Source organism: Flavobacterium daejeonense DSM 17708, assembly GCF_000425425.1.
Classification (GTDB): domain Bacteria; phylum Bacteroidota; class Bacteroidia; order Flavobacteriales; family Flavobacteriaceae; genus Flavobacterium; species Flavobacterium daejeonense.
In genome coordinates this window covers 287,303-305,051 of record NZ_AUDK01000001.1, presented here as the reverse complement: position 1 = coordinate 305,051, position 17,749 = coordinate 287,303, and the positions used below count along the sequence as shown (strand labels likewise).

The 17,749-nt window shown below is 36.4% G+C and carries 13 protein-coding genes and 2 tRNA genes; 9 read left to right on the top strand and 6 right to left on the bottom strand.

The features are described from left to right. Positions 1-8: 8 nt before the first annotated feature. The 4 genes from leuB to leuC form a co-directional block, all read right to left on the bottom strand. Positions 9-1,064 carry a 3-isopropylmalate dehydrogenase gene (leuB, locus tag H599_RS0101270; RefSeq protein ID WP_026712454.1) on the bottom strand — a complete coding sequence of 352 codons (1,056 nt, stop codon included), beginning with the start codon at positions 1,062-1,064 and terminating at the stop codon, positions 9-11. A gap of 38 nt (positions 1,065-1,102) precedes the next feature. Continuing rightward, the gene (locus tag H599_RS0101265; RefSeq protein ID WP_026712453.1) at positions 1,103-2,626 is read right to left on the bottom strand and encodes an alpha-isopropylmalate synthase regulatory domain-containing protein; all 1,524 of its coding nucleotides are present in this window, start codon (positions 2,624-2,626) and stop codon (positions 1,103-1,105) included. 143 nt (positions 2,627-2,769) lie between these two features. Continuing rightward, positions 2,770-3,366 carry a 3-isopropylmalate dehydratase small subunit gene (gene leuD, locus H599_RS0101260; RefSeq protein ID WP_026712452.1) on the bottom strand — a complete coding sequence of 199 codons (597 nt, stop codon included), beginning with the start codon at positions 3,364-3,366 and terminating at the stop codon, positions 2,770-2,772. Positions 3,367-3,540: 174 nt separating this feature from the next. Then, positions 3,541-4,935: a 3-isopropylmalate dehydratase large subunit gene (gene leuC, locus H599_RS0101255; RefSeq protein ID WP_026712451.1), complete on the bottom strand. Its 1,395-nt coding sequence runs from the start codon at positions 4,933-4,935 to the stop codon at positions 3,541-3,543. A gap of 717 nt (positions 4,936-5,652) precedes the next feature. On the opposite strand from leuC, the gene H599_RS0101245 reads away from it, so the two are divergent. The 7 genes from H599_RS0101245 (at position 5,653) to H599_RS0101215 (ending at position 13,751) form a co-directional block, all read left to right on the top strand. Next, on the top strand, positions 5,653-6,441 hold the full coding sequence (locus H599_RS0101245) for a hypothetical protein (RefSeq protein ID WP_155960710.1): 789 nt from the start codon (positions 5,653-5,655) through the stop codon (positions 6,439-6,441). Between the two features lie 104 nt (positions 6,442-6,545). Next, entirely contained in the window at positions 6,546-11,084 is a 4,539-nt protein-coding gene (dnaE, locus tag H599_RS0101240; protein ID WP_026712448.1) for a DNA polymerase III subunit alpha, read from the top strand. Between the two features lie 197 nt (positions 11,085-11,281). Then, complete coding sequence (trxA, locus tag H599_RS0101235) at positions 11,282-11,599, top strand: thioredoxin (RefSeq protein ID WP_026712447.1); 318 nt, start codon at positions 11,282-11,284, stop codon at positions 11,597-11,599. A gap of 139 nt (positions 11,600-11,738) precedes the next feature. Next, on the top strand, positions 11,739-12,665 hold the full coding sequence (locus tag H599_RS0101230; protein ID WP_026712446.1) for a DUF58 domain-containing protein: 927 nt from the start codon (positions 11,739-11,741) through the stop codon (positions 12,663-12,665). An 86-nt stretch (positions 12,666-12,751) separates the two neighbouring features. Continuing rightward, positions 12,752-12,825, top strand: a tRNA-Asp gene (locus H599_RS0101225). 267 nt (positions 12,826-13,092) lie between these two features. Next, positions 13,093-13,166: transfer RNA gene (locus tag H599_RS0101220), tRNA-Asp, on the top strand. A 108-nt stretch (positions 13,167-13,274) separates the two neighbouring features. Next, positions 13,275-13,751, top strand: a complete 477-nt coding sequence (locus tag H599_RS0101215; RefSeq protein ID WP_026712445.1) for a hypothetical protein — start codon at positions 13,275-13,277, stop codon at positions 13,749-13,751. A 3-nt stretch (positions 13,752-13,754) separates the two neighbouring features. Here H599_RS0101215 and H599_RS0101210 read toward each other — a convergent pair whose 3' ends face one another. Both H599_RS0101210 and H599_RS0101205 read right to left on the bottom strand, forming a co-directional pair. After that, on the bottom strand, positions 13,755-14,861 hold the full coding sequence (locus H599_RS0101210) for a glycosyltransferase family 2 protein (RefSeq protein ID WP_035140975.1): 1,107 nt from the start codon (positions 14,859-14,861) through the stop codon (positions 13,755-13,757). Continuing rightward, complete coding sequence (locus H599_RS0101205; RefSeq protein WP_026712443.1) at positions 14,861-15,808, bottom strand: lysylphosphatidylglycerol synthase transmembrane domain-containing protein; 948 nt, start codon at positions 15,806-15,808, stop codon at positions 14,861-14,863. The genes H599_RS0101210 and H599_RS0101205 overlap by 1 nt, the downstream gene beginning before the upstream one ends. A 118-nt stretch (positions 15,809-15,926) precedes the next feature. Here H599_RS0101205 and ruvC point away from each other — a divergent pair, with 118 nt between their 5' ends. Both ruvC and hemW read left to right on the top strand, forming a co-directional pair. After that, positions 15,927-16,478: a crossover junction endodeoxyribonuclease RuvC gene (gene ruvC / locus H599_RS0101200; RefSeq protein ID WP_026712442.1), complete on the top strand. Its 552-nt coding sequence runs from the start codon at positions 15,927-15,929 to the stop codon at positions 16,476-16,478. Between the two features lie 85 nt (positions 16,479-16,563). Continuing rightward, entirely contained in the window at positions 16,564-17,718 is a 1,155-nt protein-coding gene (hemW, locus tag H599_RS0101195; RefSeq protein ID WP_026712441.1) for a radical SAM family heme chaperone HemW, read from the top strand. The last annotated feature ends 31 nt before the right edge of the window (positions 17,719-17,749 follow it).

The window sequence follows — 17,749 nt, the reverse complement described above, 5'->3', positions numbered from 1 at the left end:
TTTCAAAATTAGATATTAGCAGCTAACCAATCGCCAACTTCTTTAGTTCCGTAGGCTTTACCTCCGTTAGCTAAATCTTCAGTTACGATTCCGGCTTCTAAAGCTTTGTTTACTGATGCTCTGATTGCTTTTCCTTCTTCAGCCAAACCGAAGTTTTCAAACATCATTGCTGCAGATAAAACAGTAGCCATTGGGTTAGCAATATTTAAACCTGTAGCTTGTGGGTAAGAACCGTGAATAGGTTCAAATAAAGAAACTTCAGCTCCTAATGATGCAGATGGCATTAATCCCATTGATCCTGAAATTACAGAAGCTTCGTCAGTTAAAATATCTCCAAATAAGTTTTCAGTGATTAATACGTCATAAGAGTTTGGCCATTGAACCAAACGCATAGCAACTGCGTCAACAAATTCATAGCTAACTTCTACTTCAGGGTAATCTTTTTCCATTGCCTGAACTGTTTCTCTCCATAAACGTGATGTTTCTAAAACGTTAGCTTTATCTACACAGCATAATTTTTTAGAACGTGTCATGGCTAATTCGAAACCTTTTTTAGCTAAACGTTGTACTTCTGCTCTTGTGTACACACAGTTGTCAAAAGCAGTGTCTCTGTTGTCTCTTCTTCCTTTTTCACCAAAGTAAATTCCTCCTGTTAATTCTCTTAAGAATACTAAGTCAGTTCCTTCGATTCTTTCTTTTTTCAAAGGAGATTTATCTAATAAAGAAGGGAAAGTAAAGGTTGGTCTTACGTTTGCAAACAAACCTAATGCTTTACGCATTTTTAATAAACCTTGTTCCGGACGAACAGGAGCAGAGGGGTCGTTATCGTATTTTGGGTGACCAATAGCTCCGAAAAGTACGGCATCGGCATTTTTACAAACTTCATGTGTTGCATCAGGATAAGGCTCACCTACAGCGTCAATAGCTGCAGCACCTGTCAAAGCTGGTTTCCAAGTGATTTCATGTCCAAATTTTTGTGCAATGGCATCTGATACTTTTACTGCCTGATCAATTACTTCCGGTCCGATTCCGTCCCCTGCTAAAAGTGCGATGTTTAATTTCATTATTTTGTATTTATATTGATTTATTATTTTGTTTCGTTTTATTCGGCTACAACATTGAGCATTTTTTGCGCAGCAATAATTGCAGCTACTGTTTGGTCTGAATCTAATCCTCTTGTTTTGAATTCTTTTCCGTCGTTTAACCAGGTAATGATAGTTTCGCATAAAGCGTCTGAACTACTTCCCGGCGGGATTCTTACAGCGTAGTCTACTAACTTTGGAAGCGTCATTTTTTTGGTTTTATATATTTTAGCCAAAGCATTCATGAAGGCATCAAATTGTCCGTCGCCCTGAGCATGCTCTTCGATAATTTGCCCATCGATTTTCAGGCAAAGTGTTGTTGACGGACGCATTCCTTTGGCGTGAGATAATAAATAAGATTCTACCGTGATTTTTTCCTGATAGGTGTGGCTGTCCAATACATCAGAAATGATATAAGGTAAATCTTCTTTGGTAACGGTTTCTTTTTTATCACCTAATTCGATGATTCTTTGGGTAACCAATTTTAAATCTTCCTGATTTAATTGCAAACCTAATTCCTGAAGATTTTTTTCAATATTTGCTTTTCCGGAAGTTTTTCCTAAGGCATATTTTCTTTTTCTTCCAAAGCGTTCCGGAAGTAAGTCGTTGAAATATAAATTGTTTTTGTTGTCTCCGTCGGCGTGAATTCCCGCTGTCTGAGTAAAAACATTGTCCCCTACAATTGGCTTATTGGCAGGGATTCTATAACCGGTAAAAGTTTCGACTAACTTACTAACTGAGTATAAAGAGGTTTCTTTTACGCCAATTTCAATTTCCGGCATAAAATCATTGATTACAGCAATGGTACTGGCTAAAGGTGCATTTCCGGCGCGTTCTCCCATTCCGTTTACAGTAACGTGTAATCCGTGGACACCTGCTTTTAAGGCTTCCATGACATTAGCAACGCTTAAATCGTAGTCGTTATGTGCGTGGAAATCAAAGTGAATTTGCGGATATTTTTGAGTGATTTCAGAAATATATTGGGATGTTTCAGAAGGAATAAGGACTCCTAAAGTGTCTGGAAGGAGTATTCTTTTTACCGGTTGGGTGCTGATAAAATCTAAATATTGATAGACATATTCAGGCGAATTCCGCATACCGTTGCTCCAGTCTTCTAAATAAACATTGGTGGCAATTCCGTTTTCATTGGCTAAAGCAATGCTTTCGGCAATTTCGGAAAAATGCTGTTCAGGTGTTTTTTTTAATTGATGGGTAAGGTGGTTGAGGGATCCTTTAGTTAAAAGATTTTGGACTTTGGCGCCGGATTTTTTCATCCATTCGATAGATAATCCTTTGTCAACAAAAGTTAGTACTTCAATTTTATCGGTATATCCTTTTGTTTCAGCCCAGGTCATGATTCCTTTAACGCCTTCAAATTCTCCTTCGCTTACGCGGGCAGAGGCTATTTCGATGCGGTCAACCTGCAACTCTTCTAATAATAATTGGGCAATGGTTAGTTTTTCTGCAGCAGAAAATGATACTCCTGAGGTTTGTTCCCCATCGCGAAGTGTCGTATCCATTATTTCAATTTTTCTCTTTCCCATTATAAATCTGATGCTAAAAAAGTTTTGATTTCGTTATTTCTGAAACCATTTGATTGTGTGTTTTATAAAACAGTAAAAGCAGCTGCCAGACATCTTTCTTTAAGGATGCTTTGGCAGCTGCATTTTGGTATGAATATTTTTATTTAGTAAGGAAGCTTCTCAGCAAAACTTACAATTTCTTCTTTTACACTTTGTAAATAGTCGATATCATCAAAACCATTTAACATGTTATTCTTTTTGTATCCGTTGATGTCGAAAGATTCTTTTTCACCTGTAGCTTTCAAAGTAATTGTTTGCTCAGGTAAATTGATTTCTAATTCTGTCTTAGGATCAGCTTCAATAGCAGCAAAGATTTTTTCTGAAAATTCAGGAGAAACCTGTACTGGTAAAACACCAATATTCAAACAGTTTCCTTTGAAGATATCTGCGAAGAAAGAAGAGACTACAGCGCGGAATCCATAATCGTAAACTGCCCAGGCAGCGTGCTCACGAGAAGAACCTGATCCGAAGTTTTTTCCGCCTACAAGGATTTTTCCGCTGTAAGTTGGATTGTTTAATACGAAATCAGCTTTTGGAGTTCCGTCTCCGTTGTATCTCCAGTCTCTGAAAAGGTTGTCTCCAAAACCTTCACGTTTTGTAGCTTTTAAGAAACGAGCCGGGATAATTTGATCCGTATCTACGTTTTCTATCGGTAGTGGCACTGCACTACTAGTAAGTATGTTAAATTTATCGTATGCCATTTGATTTTTGATTTTTGATTAACGATTTCTGATTTTTGATTTACCGTAAGGGAAATACAATCGTAACCATTAATATTGTTTTTTGTAATCTATATTGTAGCTGAATATTGTAAAAAAAATTTAGAAATTAACGAAATCTGAAATCAAAAATCGTTAATCTGCATTTTGAAATCTTTACATCAATTCTCTAGGATCTGTCAATTTTCCTGTAACTGCTGCTGCTGCTGCCATAATTGGAGAAGCTAACAAAGTTCTTGAACCAGGACCCTGACGACCTTCAAAGTTTCTGTTTGAAGTACTCACTGCGTATTTTCCAGCTGGTACTTTGTCATCGTTCATAGCTAAACAAGCAGAGCATCCTGGCTGACGTAATACGAAACCAGCTTCAGTAAGAATATCTAAAATTCCTTCTTCTTTAATTTGAGCTTCAACAATGTGAGAACCAGGAACTAACCATGCAGTTACGTTGTCAGCTTTTTTACGCCCTTTTACAATAGAAGCAAAAGCTCTAAAGTCTTCGATACGACCGTTAGTACAACTTCCTAAGAAAACATAGTCGATTGTTTTTCCAATCATTACGTCGTCTTCGTGGAAGCCCATGTAAGCTAATGATTTTTTATAGGTTTCCTCTCCGCCTTCCACTTGGTCGGCACTTGGAATATGTTTAGTGATACCAATTCCCATTCCAGGATTTGTACCATAAGTAATCATTGGTTCGATATCTTCTGCATTGAAATTTAATTCAGCGTCAAAAGTTGCATCAGCATCTGATTTTAAAGTTTTCCAATATTCAACTGCTTTAGTCCAGGCTTCAGCTTTTGGAGCGTAAAGTCTTCCTTCTAAGAAATCAAAAGTAGTTTGGTCAGGAGCAATCATACCTCCACGAGCACCCATTTCGATACTTAAATTACAAACAGTCATACGTCCTTCCATAGTCATTTCTTCAAATACATTTCCTGCGTATTCTACGAAATAACCTGTTCCTCCGGAAGTAGTTAATTTAGAAATAATGTACAACGCAACGTCTTTAGGAGTAACTCCTTTGCTTAATTTTCCGTTTACGTTAATACGCATTTTTTTAGGTTTTGGCTGCATGATACACTGAGTAGAAAGTACCATTTCTACCTCTGAAGTACCAATACCAAAAGCAATAGCACCAAAAGCACCATGAGTAGAAGTATGTGAATCTCCACATACAATTGTAGCACCCGGTAAAGTAATTCCGTTTTCAGGACCTACAACGTGTACAATTCCATTTTTTTGATGACCTAATCCCCAGTGAGAAATCCCGTATTCTGTTGCGTTAGTTTCTAATGCTTTTAATTGATTAGCTGATAATGCATCTTCAACAGGCAAGTGTTGGTTAATAGTCGGTGTATTGTGATCGGCAGTTGCGAATGTTCTTTCCGGATATAATACCGATACGCCTCTTGATTTTAATCCTAAGAAAGCTACTGGACTTGTAACTTCGTGAATGAAATGGCGATCAATAAAAAACACATCTGGTCCGTCTTCAATTTTACGCACAACATGCGAATCCCATACTTTGTCAAATAATGTCTTGCTCATTTTTAATTTTTTTTAGTGTATTTCTGTCTTTTGTACGACCGTTTTTTGTATTCGGGTGGTAACAAGGACGCAAAAGTATAAAAATCATATCATGTATTCAATTAATATTGTTGATTATATACGATACCCAAAGTGGATTAATCAAGGGCTGTTCTTTTGTTTTGTCTGCTTGTGTTTTAAGGAGTTAGTTTTTTTATTTCTATTTTGATTCAGAAAGTTGTTTTTGTAACAAATAAAAAAAGCTTTTGGTTTTTGAGAATTTTTAGGTGTTTTGGGTTAATTGTGGAATTATATTTAATAAAATATTTAAAATAAGGTTTAAAATAAGAAAAATAATAAGCTTTTTTGAAGAAAGCGGTTTTAAAAATATTTTTTTATCCTCCTGTTGATTAAATTTATAAATCGTTTTAGAGCTGCTTTTATTTTTGAAAAAAATTACGACAACCAAAAAATAAGAAAGTTGATTTCTAATGTTGTTTTTAGAAGGTGATTGTGGTTTTAAGTATAGAATTTGATTTGATTTTAAAAAAGAGTAGATGGGGGCTTTGTTCTTTTAATTGCGTAAATTTATAGTACTGTTTTTTTAGTTTGTTTTTTATTGAATAACAGTGTGTTAGTTTGTTTTGTTTCTAAATTGTATTTAAAAAGAGTTTCTTTCTAAATATGTAATAATTCCATGAACGCTCAGGTAAAATGTTGGTTTTTGCAAGAGAAATTATGAAGAAGAGATTAATAATAGTGCTAATTGTGATTTTTTGTTTCTCTCATTCGTTTTGCGGATATGGTCAGATGCGTAAAGTTTATACAAACATTGAAAGCAAAAATGTGTTGTATTATAAAGTGGAAGAAATTGTCAATATGGCTTTTGGTGGTTCTACTACACGATATACCGTTTCTGATTTGAGTTTGATTAGTAAAGTGGATTTAGGACCTGATAATATTAGAATTATAAGTCCGGTTTATAAAGAAGAAAATTACAGAAAGAAATATTACATCGAAACCAAAAACTCCGATGCCGCGACCGGGAAAGACCGTGAACCAACCAAACTTCTTGAAATTGCTATTGAAAGCGGAAAAATTGAAATTCCTGAGAATCCTTCAATAGAACAGTCTTCATTGGCTTTAGTGTTAAGCAAGATAGTTAAAGTTGAAATTCCGCCTGCTGAAAAAATTTCGTCTCCGGTGGTTCAAAATACCGTTGCTCCAGTTCTGGCCGAACCTCAAAAAGAGAAAAGAGATTTTATCCTGGTAAATGTGGTTTATGTTTACGAAAGGGTACTTGAAAAAGGCTATCAGTCTGCTTTTATGTTCCGGGAAGTGGCGAATTATTATTATTTTAAAGGACAAATGGGAAAAGCGGCCAAATGGTACGAGGCACTTTTTGCTATGCCAAATGAAAAGTTGGAACCCATTTATTATTTCCGGTTTGGTGATGCTTTGAAAAAAACAGGAAAAACCCAAAAAGGAAACGAACTGGTTGAGAAATTCAATGAGTTAGTGGAGTGATTGTTTTTTGTTAATAACTTCCCTTTTCATTCGCCTCAAAAAAAACTAAATTTGAAATTCAATTTTTGTGATTTTTATAAATTGCAAACACTTCAAAAACAGCTATGTATTTAATATTCGATACCGAAACTACCGGATTACCGAAACGTTGGGATGCGCCCATAACTGATACCGCCAACTGGCCACGATGTATTCAGATTGCCTGGCAGTTGCATGACGACATGGGACAATTAGTCGAACATCAGGATTATTTGGTGAAACCGGAAGGTTTTAATATTCCCTATGATGCCGAGCGAATTCACGGAATTTCAACCGAATTAGCAGAAGCCGAAGGAATCACTTTGGCTGAGGTTTTGGAGAAATTCAATATCGCTTTGGGTAAGGCCAAATTTATTGTGGGGCAAAACCTGGGGTTTGATGTCAACATTATGGGCTGTGAATTTCATCGTATGGGAGTGGATTCGCCTATGGCTTCTATGCCGGTTTTGGATACCTGTACTGAGGTGACGGCCAATTTACTGAAACTACCCGGCGGTCGTGGAGGGAAATTCAAATTGCCTACTCTGACTGAATTACACGAATATTTATTCAACGTTCCTTTTGCGGAAGCGCACAATGCCACTGCCGACGTGGAAGCAACAACACGTTGTTTCTTAGAATTAATTAAAAGAGAAGTTTTTACTAAGGAAGAATTAGATGTTCCGGTTTCTTATTTTCAGGAATTTCAGGCGAGAAATCCGCAGGAAATTCAGCTTATTGGTTTAAAACATATTAATCTTAAAGCGGCTTCTGATGAAATCAGAAAGCAGCTTCAAAAAGCCGATCAGTCTGGTGCGCAAACGACCATTTCAGAGGCAGACAGAAAGGATTTTACCGAAGCCAAATTTGCGCATTTGCACAATCATACACAGTTTTCGGTTTTACAATCCACTATTGGAATTGGCAATTTAGTTTCGGTTACAGCCAAAAATAAAATGCCAGCCGTAGCCATGACCGATACCGGAAACATGATGGGGGCTTTCCAGTTTGTGAGTGCTGTGATGAATCACAATAAAGGGGCTTCCGCCAAAAATAAGGATTTAATTGAAAAAGGAGAAGTTCCTACTGAGGTAGAAATTAAACCCATTGTGGGTTGCGAATTTAATATTTGTGAGAACCATAAAGATAAAACCAAGAAAGACAATGGTTATCAGGTGGTTTTAATGGCGAAAAATAAAAAAGGTTATCATAATCTGGCCAAAATGGCTTCGATTGCTTATGTTGACGGATTTTATTATGTGCCGCGTATCGACCGTTCGGTTGTCGAAAGATACAAAGAAGATATCATGGTTTTGTCCGGAAATCTCTATGGGGAAATTCCGAGTAAAATTTTAAATATTGGTGAAAATCAGGCTGAGGAAGCTTTGCTTTGGTGGAAAGAACAATTTGGAGATGATTTTTATCTCGAAATCATGCGTCACAATCAGGAAGATGAAAACAGGGTGAATAAAACGCTGATTGAGTTTTCTAAAAAACATAAGGTAAAGTTAATTGCGACCAATAATACTTATTACATAAATAAGGAAGATGCGAATGCGCACGATATTTTGTTGTGTGTGAAAGATGGTGAAAAACAGGCGACTCCTATTGGTCGTGGTCGTGGCTATCGCTACGGATTACCGAATCAGGAATATTATTATAAGTCGGAAGAAGAGATGAAAAAGCTCTTTGCCGATTTGCCGGAAGCCATTGTTAACATTCAGGAAATTATAGATAAGGTCGAAATTTACTCTTTGTATCGCGATGTACTGCTTCCCAAATTTGAAATTCCGGACGAATTTAAAGTAGCTGAAGATTTGGCGGATGGCGGTGTACGTGGAGAAAATGCGTATTTGCGTCATTTGACTTATTCCGGAGCGGAGCGTCGTTACGAAGCTATTACGGATGAAGTTCGGGAGCGTTTGGATTTCGAGTTGATGACGATTTCGAATTCGGGTTATCCGGGTTATTTTTTGATTGTACAGGATTTCATTGCCGAGGCTCGAAAAATGGGAGTTTCGGTAGGTCCGGGTCGTGGATCGGCTGCGGGTTCGGCGGTGGCTTATTGTTTGGGAATTACGAATATTGACCCGATTAAATATGACTTGCTTTTTGAGCGTTTCCTGAATCCGGATCGTGTGTCCATGCCCGATATTGATATTGACTTTGACGATGAAGGTCGTGGTCGTGTAATGGATTATGTAATTAAGAAATACGGAGCTAATCAGGTAGCACAGATTATTACTTATGGTAAAATGGCAACCAAGTCGGCGATTCGTGATACGGCGCGTGTATTGGATTTGCCTCTTTTTGAAGCCGATAGAATTGCAAAACTGATTCCGGCGATGATGCCCGGTAAATGGAATCTGGCACGTTTTATTTCAGAAAGCGAAGACGATGTTAAAAAAGCATTGAAATCATCGGAAGAATTTGATAGAGTAAAAGAATTAATTGCCATCGCTAATGAAGAAGATTTAGCCGGAGAAACCATTCAGCAGGCTAAAATTTTGGAAGGTTCTATGCGTAATACAGGTATCCATGCCTGCGGGGTGATTATTACTCCGGATGATATTACGAATTTCGTTCCGGTTACAACAGCCAAAGATTCGGATTTATATGTAACCCAATTTGATAACTCGGTTGCGGAAAGTGCCGGATTGTTAAAGATGGACTTCCTGGGTCTGAAGACCCTGACTTTGATTAAGGATACGGTAAAACTGGTGAAATACCGAACCGGAATCGAACTGAATCCGGATAATTTCCCCATTGATGATGTGAAAACCTATGAGTTGTTCCAAAGAGGAGAAACAGTAGGGGTTTTTCAATACGAGTCGCCCGGAATGCAAAAATACATGAAGGATTTGAAGCCAACGGTTTTTGCCGATTTGATTGCGATGAATGCCTTGTATCGTCCGGGACCTTTAGAATATATTCCGTCTTTCGTTCGTCGAAAAAACGGGGAAGAGGAAATTACCTACGACTTGGATGCCTGCGAAGAATATTTGGCAGAAACTTACGGAATTACCGTTTATCAGGAGCAGGTAATGCTTTTGTCGCAAAAGTTGGCGGGGTTCTCCAAAGGGGATGCCGACGTACTGCGTAAAGCGATGGGTAAGAAACAGAAAGATGTTCTGGATAAAATGAAAGGCAAGTTCATCGATCAGGCGGTGGCTAAAGGTCATGATGAAAAAAAACTGGATAAAATCTGGACGGACTGGGAAGCTTTTGCGAGTTATGCCTTCAATAAATCGCACTCTACCTGTTATGCCTGGGTGGCTTACCAAACGGCTTATTTAAAAGCACATTATCCGGCGGAGTATATGGCGGCGGTGCTTTCGAATAATATGAACGATATTAAACAGGTTTCCTTTTTTATGGAAGAATGTAAGCGTATGGGTTTGCAGGTATTAGGACCCTGCGTAAATGAGTCGTTTTATAAGTTTACAGTAAATGATGATTACGCGGTTCGTTTTGGAATGGGAGCGATTAAAGGAGTAGGTTCCGGAGCTGTTGAAACCATTGTAGAAAACAGAAAAAACGGAAAGTATAAATCGATTTTTGATTTGGCGAAACGCATCGATTTACGGGCTGCGAATAAAAAAGCTTTTGAAAATTTAGCTTTGGCGGGAGGATTTGATTGTTTTTCCGAGACACATCGGGCACAATATTTTCATGATGAAGGTGATGGGGTTACATTTTATGAAAAAGCGATGCGTTATGGTTCAAAATTTCAGGAGAATGAAAATTCGTCACAGGTAAGTTTGTTTGGTGAAACTTCAGAAGTGCAAATTGCCGAACCGGTGGTGCCGCCTTGTGAGGACTGGAGTACGATGGAAAAATTGGCCAAAGAAAAAGAAGTAGTCGGAATTTATATTTCCGGACATCCGTTGGACGATTTTAGATTTGAAATGAAATATTTTTGTAATGCGAAGTTAGAAGCTTTAAAAACGATGGAAGCTTATGTGGGTAAGACGCTTACTTTGGGCGGAATTATCAATAATGTGCAACATCGTGTGGCTAAGAACGGTAAAGGCTGGGCTTCCTTTGCTTTGGAAGGCTATGATGAGAGTTATGAGTTCCGAATTTTTGGAGAAGAATATTTAAAGTTTCGTCATTTCTTTATTCAAAACAATTTTATGTTTATCAAAGTAACCATAAAAGAGGGTTGGATGAATCAGGAAACCGGAAAAAAAGGAGAGCCAAGATTGCAGTTTGTGGAAATGAAGCAGTTGCAGGATGTATTAGAATCTTTTGCAAAAAAATTGATTGTGTTGTTGAATATTAAAGATTTGTATCCGGAATTTATTCATAAACTAAGTCATCTTTTTAATGAAAACAAAGGAGAGCATCAGGTGACTTTTGAAGTGATGGAATTAGAAAGAATTAAAAAGCTGATAGAGGTTGCGCCTGCTGTGGGAGAAAACGATGAGGTGGTTTTTGAAGAAGATAATGAAGATGCAGAAGCTGTCGATATACCGGAAAATAAAGCGGTTCAGGTTACCGAAGTCGAAGAGGTTAAGGTGGTGACTAAGTTGAGCATGGTAAGCAGAAGATTGAAAATTAAAATTTCGACCGAATTGTTGCAGGAATTAGAAAAAATGCAGGTGAATTTTAAATTGAATTAGAATTTGACAGCAAATTTATGAGATAGCTGTTGAAAGTTTAGGGCTTTTTTGAGTTTATAGTGACTTATAATAATTAACAATACATTAATAGCCAAAACTAATTTTAGAATAGTGTTTAGTAAGTTTTTAATTTCTAAATTTGCAAGGTGTTTAAGGAATTAAAGACTTTAGATTTATAAACTTTTAAATAAAGAAATATGGCATTAGCAATTACAGATGCTACTTTTGAGGAAGTAGTTTTGAAATCAGATAAACCTGTAATGGTAGATTTTTGGGCAGCTTGGTGTGGACCTTGTAGAATGGTTGGGCCAATCATCGATGAACTAAGCAGCGAATACGAAGGTAAAGTTGTGGTAGGTAAGGTTGATGTAGATGCAAACCAGGAATTTGCTGCAAAATACGGTGTGAGAAACATTCCAACAGTTTTGGTTTTTCATAACGGAGAAGTTGTAGGTAAGCAAGTAGGAGTTGCTCCTAAGCAAACTTACGCAGATAGCTTAGACGCTTTGTTATAATCGTAAGATTATGATTTATATGAAAAAAAGGTTTGGCGGGAGTCAAACCTTTTTTTGTTTATAACTGTTTAGAGAGTCTATCCTCTTTTCTCTTGCTTCTTTTCTCTGTTATCTATTATCTTTTTAATACATTTGAAATATGAAGATAGAAACCCAAATAGAAAAAATATCCAGTTTTCAGCATCTGGAATTGTTGGCTAATCAGGTTGTGGAAGGTTTTGTTTCGGGAATGCATAAAAGTCCTTTTCATGGATTTTCGGCTGAGTTTGCTGAGCATAAAGTGTATAATACAGGTGAAAGTACAAAACATATTGATTGGAAGCTTTTTGCAAAGACCGATAGGCTGTATACGAAACAATTTGAGGAAGAAACTAATTTGCGTTGTCATATTATTATCGATAATTCTTCGTCGATGCATTATCCCAAATTAAATGGGAAGCAGCATTTTTATGAAAACAAAATCGGTTTTTCGGTTTTGGCTTCGGCAGTTTTGATGAATTTATTAAAGAAACAAAGAGATGCGGTGGGTTTGAGCGTTTTTTCGGATTCTTACGAATATTATGCGCCGGAAAAAGGCAGTGACCGTCATCATCGGATGATTTTGAATAAGCTGGAAAATCTTTTAAAAGAATCTGTGGTTAAAAAAAGTACCGATACGATTACTTTTTTGCATCAAATTGCCGAGAAAATGCATCGTCGTTCGATGATTATTTTGTTTACAGATATGTTTCAAACTGCGGATGAGGATAGGTTATTAAGTGCTTTGCAGCATTTAAAATACAATAAACACAAAGTGGTTTTGTTTCATGTGATTGATGACAAAACCGAGTTTCATTTTGATTTTGACAATGCGCCACGGAAATTCATTGATGTTGAAACCGGGGAAGAAATTTCGGTTTTTGCCGAAAATGTAAAAGAAGTATATGAAAAACAGCTGGATTTGTACTTTAAAAAATTGGCTTTGAGTTGTGCGCAAAATAAAATCAAGTATGTTTCAGTGAGTGTAAGAGATGATTTTGAAAAAATAATGCTGATTTATTTAACTGAGAAACAAAGTTTTGGTTAATAGCCGAAAAAATTTTTTTTTATTTTTTGTAAAAACACTTGTGTAAACAGAAATCTGTTGTATCTTTGCCACCGCAATAAAGCAGAGGTTTGGTAGTTCAGTTGGTTAGAATACATGCCTGTCACGCATGGGGTCGCGGGTTCGAGTCCCGTCCAGACCGCTAATATTGGAGAAGCCTTTCGTAACAGAAAGGCTTTTTTTTCCACTATACGGTATCGAAAGCTAGTTGTGTTGTTTGGTTAGCCTTTGTAAGCTAGCCATGGTTTATGTAGTTAGACCAATGAAAAGCTTTTCACTTAATTGTGAATGGCTTTTTTGATTTTAAAACAGCTCTGAGATTTAAGAGAAAAAGATTTTAAAATATTTTCATTTTGCTCTTGTTTTTAAAGAAAATTAAATTGTATATTTGCACTCGCAATAAAGCAGAGGTTTGGTAGTTCAGTTGGTTAGAATACATGCCTGTCACGCATGGGGTCGCGGGTTCGAGTCCCGTCCAGACCGCAAAATTTGCAAAAGCTCTTCATGAAAATGAAGAGCTTTTTTTATTTTAGAAAAATCAAAAAATGATTGTATTTTTATAAAATATTAGTCGAATTCAAAAACAAGGCCTTGAAGCAGTATTACTTTTTTTTAATTTTAGGTTTTTTTACTTCTTGTCAGTATTTTGAGAAGCAAGTGCCTTCTGAAAAAGAATTATTGCAAAAAGAACTTAAAGCTATTAATTGGAAAGAGGTAGATGAGTATCCTTCGTTTACAGACTGCGACAAGCTGACTGAAAAAATACAACGCCAACAATGTTTTTTTGAATACTTGACGCAGTTGATTCAAGACAAATTAGAGGTGGATACGCTTTCAGTTTTGTATCCTGAATTGGATACCATTGAAGTAAAAGTGACTGTTTTTCCGGATTCCCGAATGCAGTTTGAACCTCAGTTTCCTAAAGATTCCACAGCTTACGACACCATAAAAATTGACAGTATTCTGCACGCAAGACTGGTTAATTTTCCAAAAGTGAATCCGGCAATCAAACAAGGAATCCCGGTAAAAACCCAATTTATTCTTCCGGTAATTATCAAAGTGGAGTAGTTTTTAAGTCTGAAATTTTCTTCCTTTCCATTCGTATTTTCCAACTAAAGCATACAAAGCCACGCTAATGCTGAAAAACGGATACAATATACTTGCTGCTAAATAGGATTGTGTTTTGTTTTTTAAAAACACATTCGTTTTGTAAATCAATAAAAAATCGACACTTAGTTTTGTCAGGAGCAAAAACGATAAAAGATACCGATTCCCACTTCCAAAACAGAAATTCCAAAGCACAAACCATAAACTGATATTTCCGCCAAAAACAATTAATCCCAAAGCTTTTCCAAAATTACTTTGATACGAAGTGGTTTTAGAAGCCCAGCGCACTCTTTGATAAAATAAATCTTCCCAGTTGTTCAGCGGTTTTGTGGTTACAATATTGTTTTCGGATTTTAAATAATGTACTTTTTCAGTGCCAAAATTTGGGGAGTTTATTGCTTTTTGCAAAAGGAAAACATCGTCGCCACTGGCAATTTTATTGTTGCCTTCAAAACCGTTTAATTTTTCGAAAAGTAACTTGGTATAAGCCAAATTCGCACCGTTGCACATAAAACCTTTGCTTAAACCGAAACTGCCTATAGTTGTGCCCTGTAGACTGCTTAAATCCAGTTGTTGAAAGCGGTGTAAAAAAGAATGATCTCCTGGATATTTTACGGCTCCGGCAATCATTTCTGGTTTTTGATTTTGAATATAATTATCTAAACTTAAAAGCCAGTTTTCAGGTACGACGCAATCCGCGTCGGTGGTGATAATCCAATTGTTTTGGATGTGTTTAATGGCGGTGGTTATCGCGTCTTTTTTTGGGGAATTTGATTTTCTGATGTTGTTTATAACTGAAATTTGAAATTCGAAATTCAGAATTTGGAATTCATCTGTTGATTGATCGTCGACTAAAATTACTTCGAATAAATCCTTTGGGTAATTTAATTGAGAAAGACTTTTCAGAAGAATGGGTAAATTTTCGGCTTCATTTCGAAAAGGAACAATAATACTGAAAGTGGTTTTTGGTTTTAAGTCTAAGTTGTCAAAGGTTTTTATTTTTGAAAAACCATGAATTAAAAGCAGAATGGTTGCAAAATAAGTGAATAATATGACGGTAACCGCAAACATCAGGCAATAACGGTTTTGGTTTTGAAATTCAACACATAATAACTTCCAATGACAACCGGAAGCACTACGTTAAGAAACCACATTAGCGCAGAAATAAACACGACAATCCATTCGTTCACGCCAAGAATTCCAAAGAAATAAATGGCTACGCCGCCTTTTACCGCAAAATCTAAAAACTGAAAAGTAGGTAAGGAAGAAGCTAAAAAATAAACGCTGGCAATAGTTGCAATTAATGTTAAATAAGGTAAATCGACATCAAAAGCTAAGAATAAAAAATAATATTGATGCGAAAAAACCAGATATCGGCAAATGCCTAAAAGAATATTTTTTTGATGAATCGATTTTGGGATTTCGTTAATTTTATGAATCAGTTTTTCTATCGAATAGCCTTTGATGGCGAATTTTTTTATTGAAAAAAGAAAAAGAATAAAAGCGATTAAAATTCCAAAAAGTATTAAAACCGTTTTGGGAGTAATTACATTGAAAAGAGAATTGAAATACAGCAACCCAAAAATCCCGAAAATAACCGTTAAAACCATTTGGATTCCGTTACAAATCAGGTTTAGAAAAACTACTTTTTTAGCTTCCGATTTTTTAAAAAACAATGCTTTTCCGGCATATTCTCCCACGCCGTTTGGGGTGAATAATCCGGCTGTTAAGGCTGCTAAAACCTGTTTGGTCGATTCGCCCACGCTGATTTTATGAATGTGTTGGGCTAAATTTTGCCATTTCAAAATTTCAAAATAACGATTTAAAACACTCAATAATAAGATAAAAGTGATTCCGCTAACGGATTGATTTTTCCGGAATAATGCGATGAATTTTTGCCAGTCGAGTTTATCGTTATTTGCCAATTGGTTATAAATAAACCAGAATGCGCCGCCAACAATCAAAATTTTGATTAGAAGTACTAGGAATTGCTTAGTTTTGTGTGGTATTGAAATCATAACGAAGAACTATTACGCAAAGAAACGCAAAGACTCACAGAGTTTCGCAAAGAATTTTAAATTTTTAAAAGCTTTGTGTGTCTCTGTGCTAACTTTGTGCAACTTTGTGGGACTAAAAATGGCAAACGAACGCATCATATTAGGAATTGACCCCGGAACCACGATTATGGGTTTTGGTTTGATACGTGTTATCAATAAAAAAATGGAGTTTGTACAACTGAACGAACTGCAATTGTCTAAATATGATAATCATTATCAAAAACTAAAAATCATTTTTGAGCGTACCATCGAATTGATTGATACGCATTGCCCGGACGAAATTGCCATTGAAGCGCCTTTTTTTGGAAAAAACGTACAATCGATGCTGAAGTTAGGAAGAGCCCAGGGAGTTGCTATGGCGGCTGGACTTTCGAGAGGAATTCCAATTACGGAATACGAACCTAAGAAAATCAAAATGGCTATTACCGGAAACGGAAATGCCAGCAAGGAACAGGTCGCTAAAATGTTGCAACAGCTTTTAGGTTTGGCAGCATTGCCTAAAAATCTCGATTCGACGGATGGATTGGCAGCTGCGGTCTGTCATTTTTTCAATTCCGGAAAAGTCGTGGCCGGAAAAAGTTATTCGGGTTGGGATGCTTTTGTGAAACAAAATCAAGATAAAATTGGATAATTTGAAAATGAACCAATTTATTAATTAGGGGCAGTTGATAATAATTTTTAAATTTTCACATTAATTAATTTTTCAAATTTAAAAAATGTCCGGGATCTACATACACATACCGTTTTGCAAGCAGGCTTGTTATTACTGCGATTTTCACTTTTCAACTTCGATGAAAAAGGCAGATGAAATGGTTTTGGCTTTAGCTAAAGAAATTGTCATGCGCAAAAGTGAGCTTCTCGACTGCGCTCGAAGTGACAAAGATGAGCTTGTTGAAACCATTTATTTTGGAGGAGGAACACCAAGTAGATTGCAAATTTTAGAGTTGAGATTGTTGATTGATGCTATTTATGAGCATTATAAAGTTGTTGAAAATCCCGAAATTACCATGGAAGCCAACCCGGATGATTTATCCGAAGAATATTTAATTGCGTTAAAACAAATTGGGATTAATCGCTTGTCTATTGGGATTCAGTCTTTTTTTGAAGACGATTTGCAAATGATGAATCGGGCGCATAATTCGGTGGAAGCTAAAAAATGTTTGGAGTTGGCTACGCAATATTTCGATAATATTTCTCTGGATTTGATTTATGGTATTCCGGGAATGAGTAACGAAAAATGGTTGCAAAATATTGAAACGGCTTTGCGTTTTAATATTCCGCATATTTCCAGTTATGCTTTGACTGTAGAACCTAAAACGGCTTTGAATAAACTGATTCAAAAAGGTAAAATTGCAGAACCTAAAGACGAAGTAGCTTCGGAACATTTTATGATTTTGGTCGAAATGCTCGAAAAGAACGGCTTTGTACATTATGAGTTGTCCAATTTTGGAAAACCGGATTTCTTTTCAAAAAATAATTCAGCTTATTGGCTGGGTAAAAAATACATCGGAATTGGACCTTCGGCACACAGTTATGATGGAATTTCCAGAAGTTGGAATATTGCGAATAATTCGCTTTATATTAAGTCCATTCAGGAAAATCAGTTGCCAAGTGAAACCGAAAAGTTAACTATTGAAGATCGTTACAACGAATATGTTATGACGGGATTGCGAACCATTTGGGGCGTTTCATTAGACAGAATTCAGAATGAATTTGGACAAGATTATTTGGGTTATTTACTAAAACAATCCCGGAAATTCCTGAATAATAATTTGCTTTTTATTGAAAATAACATTTTGAAACCCACTGTAAAAGGAAAGTTCTTGACGGATGGGATTGCAAGTGATTTGTTTTACTTAAATTTGGGATAAAAGTTTAAACGCAAAGGTCACAAAGGTTTTC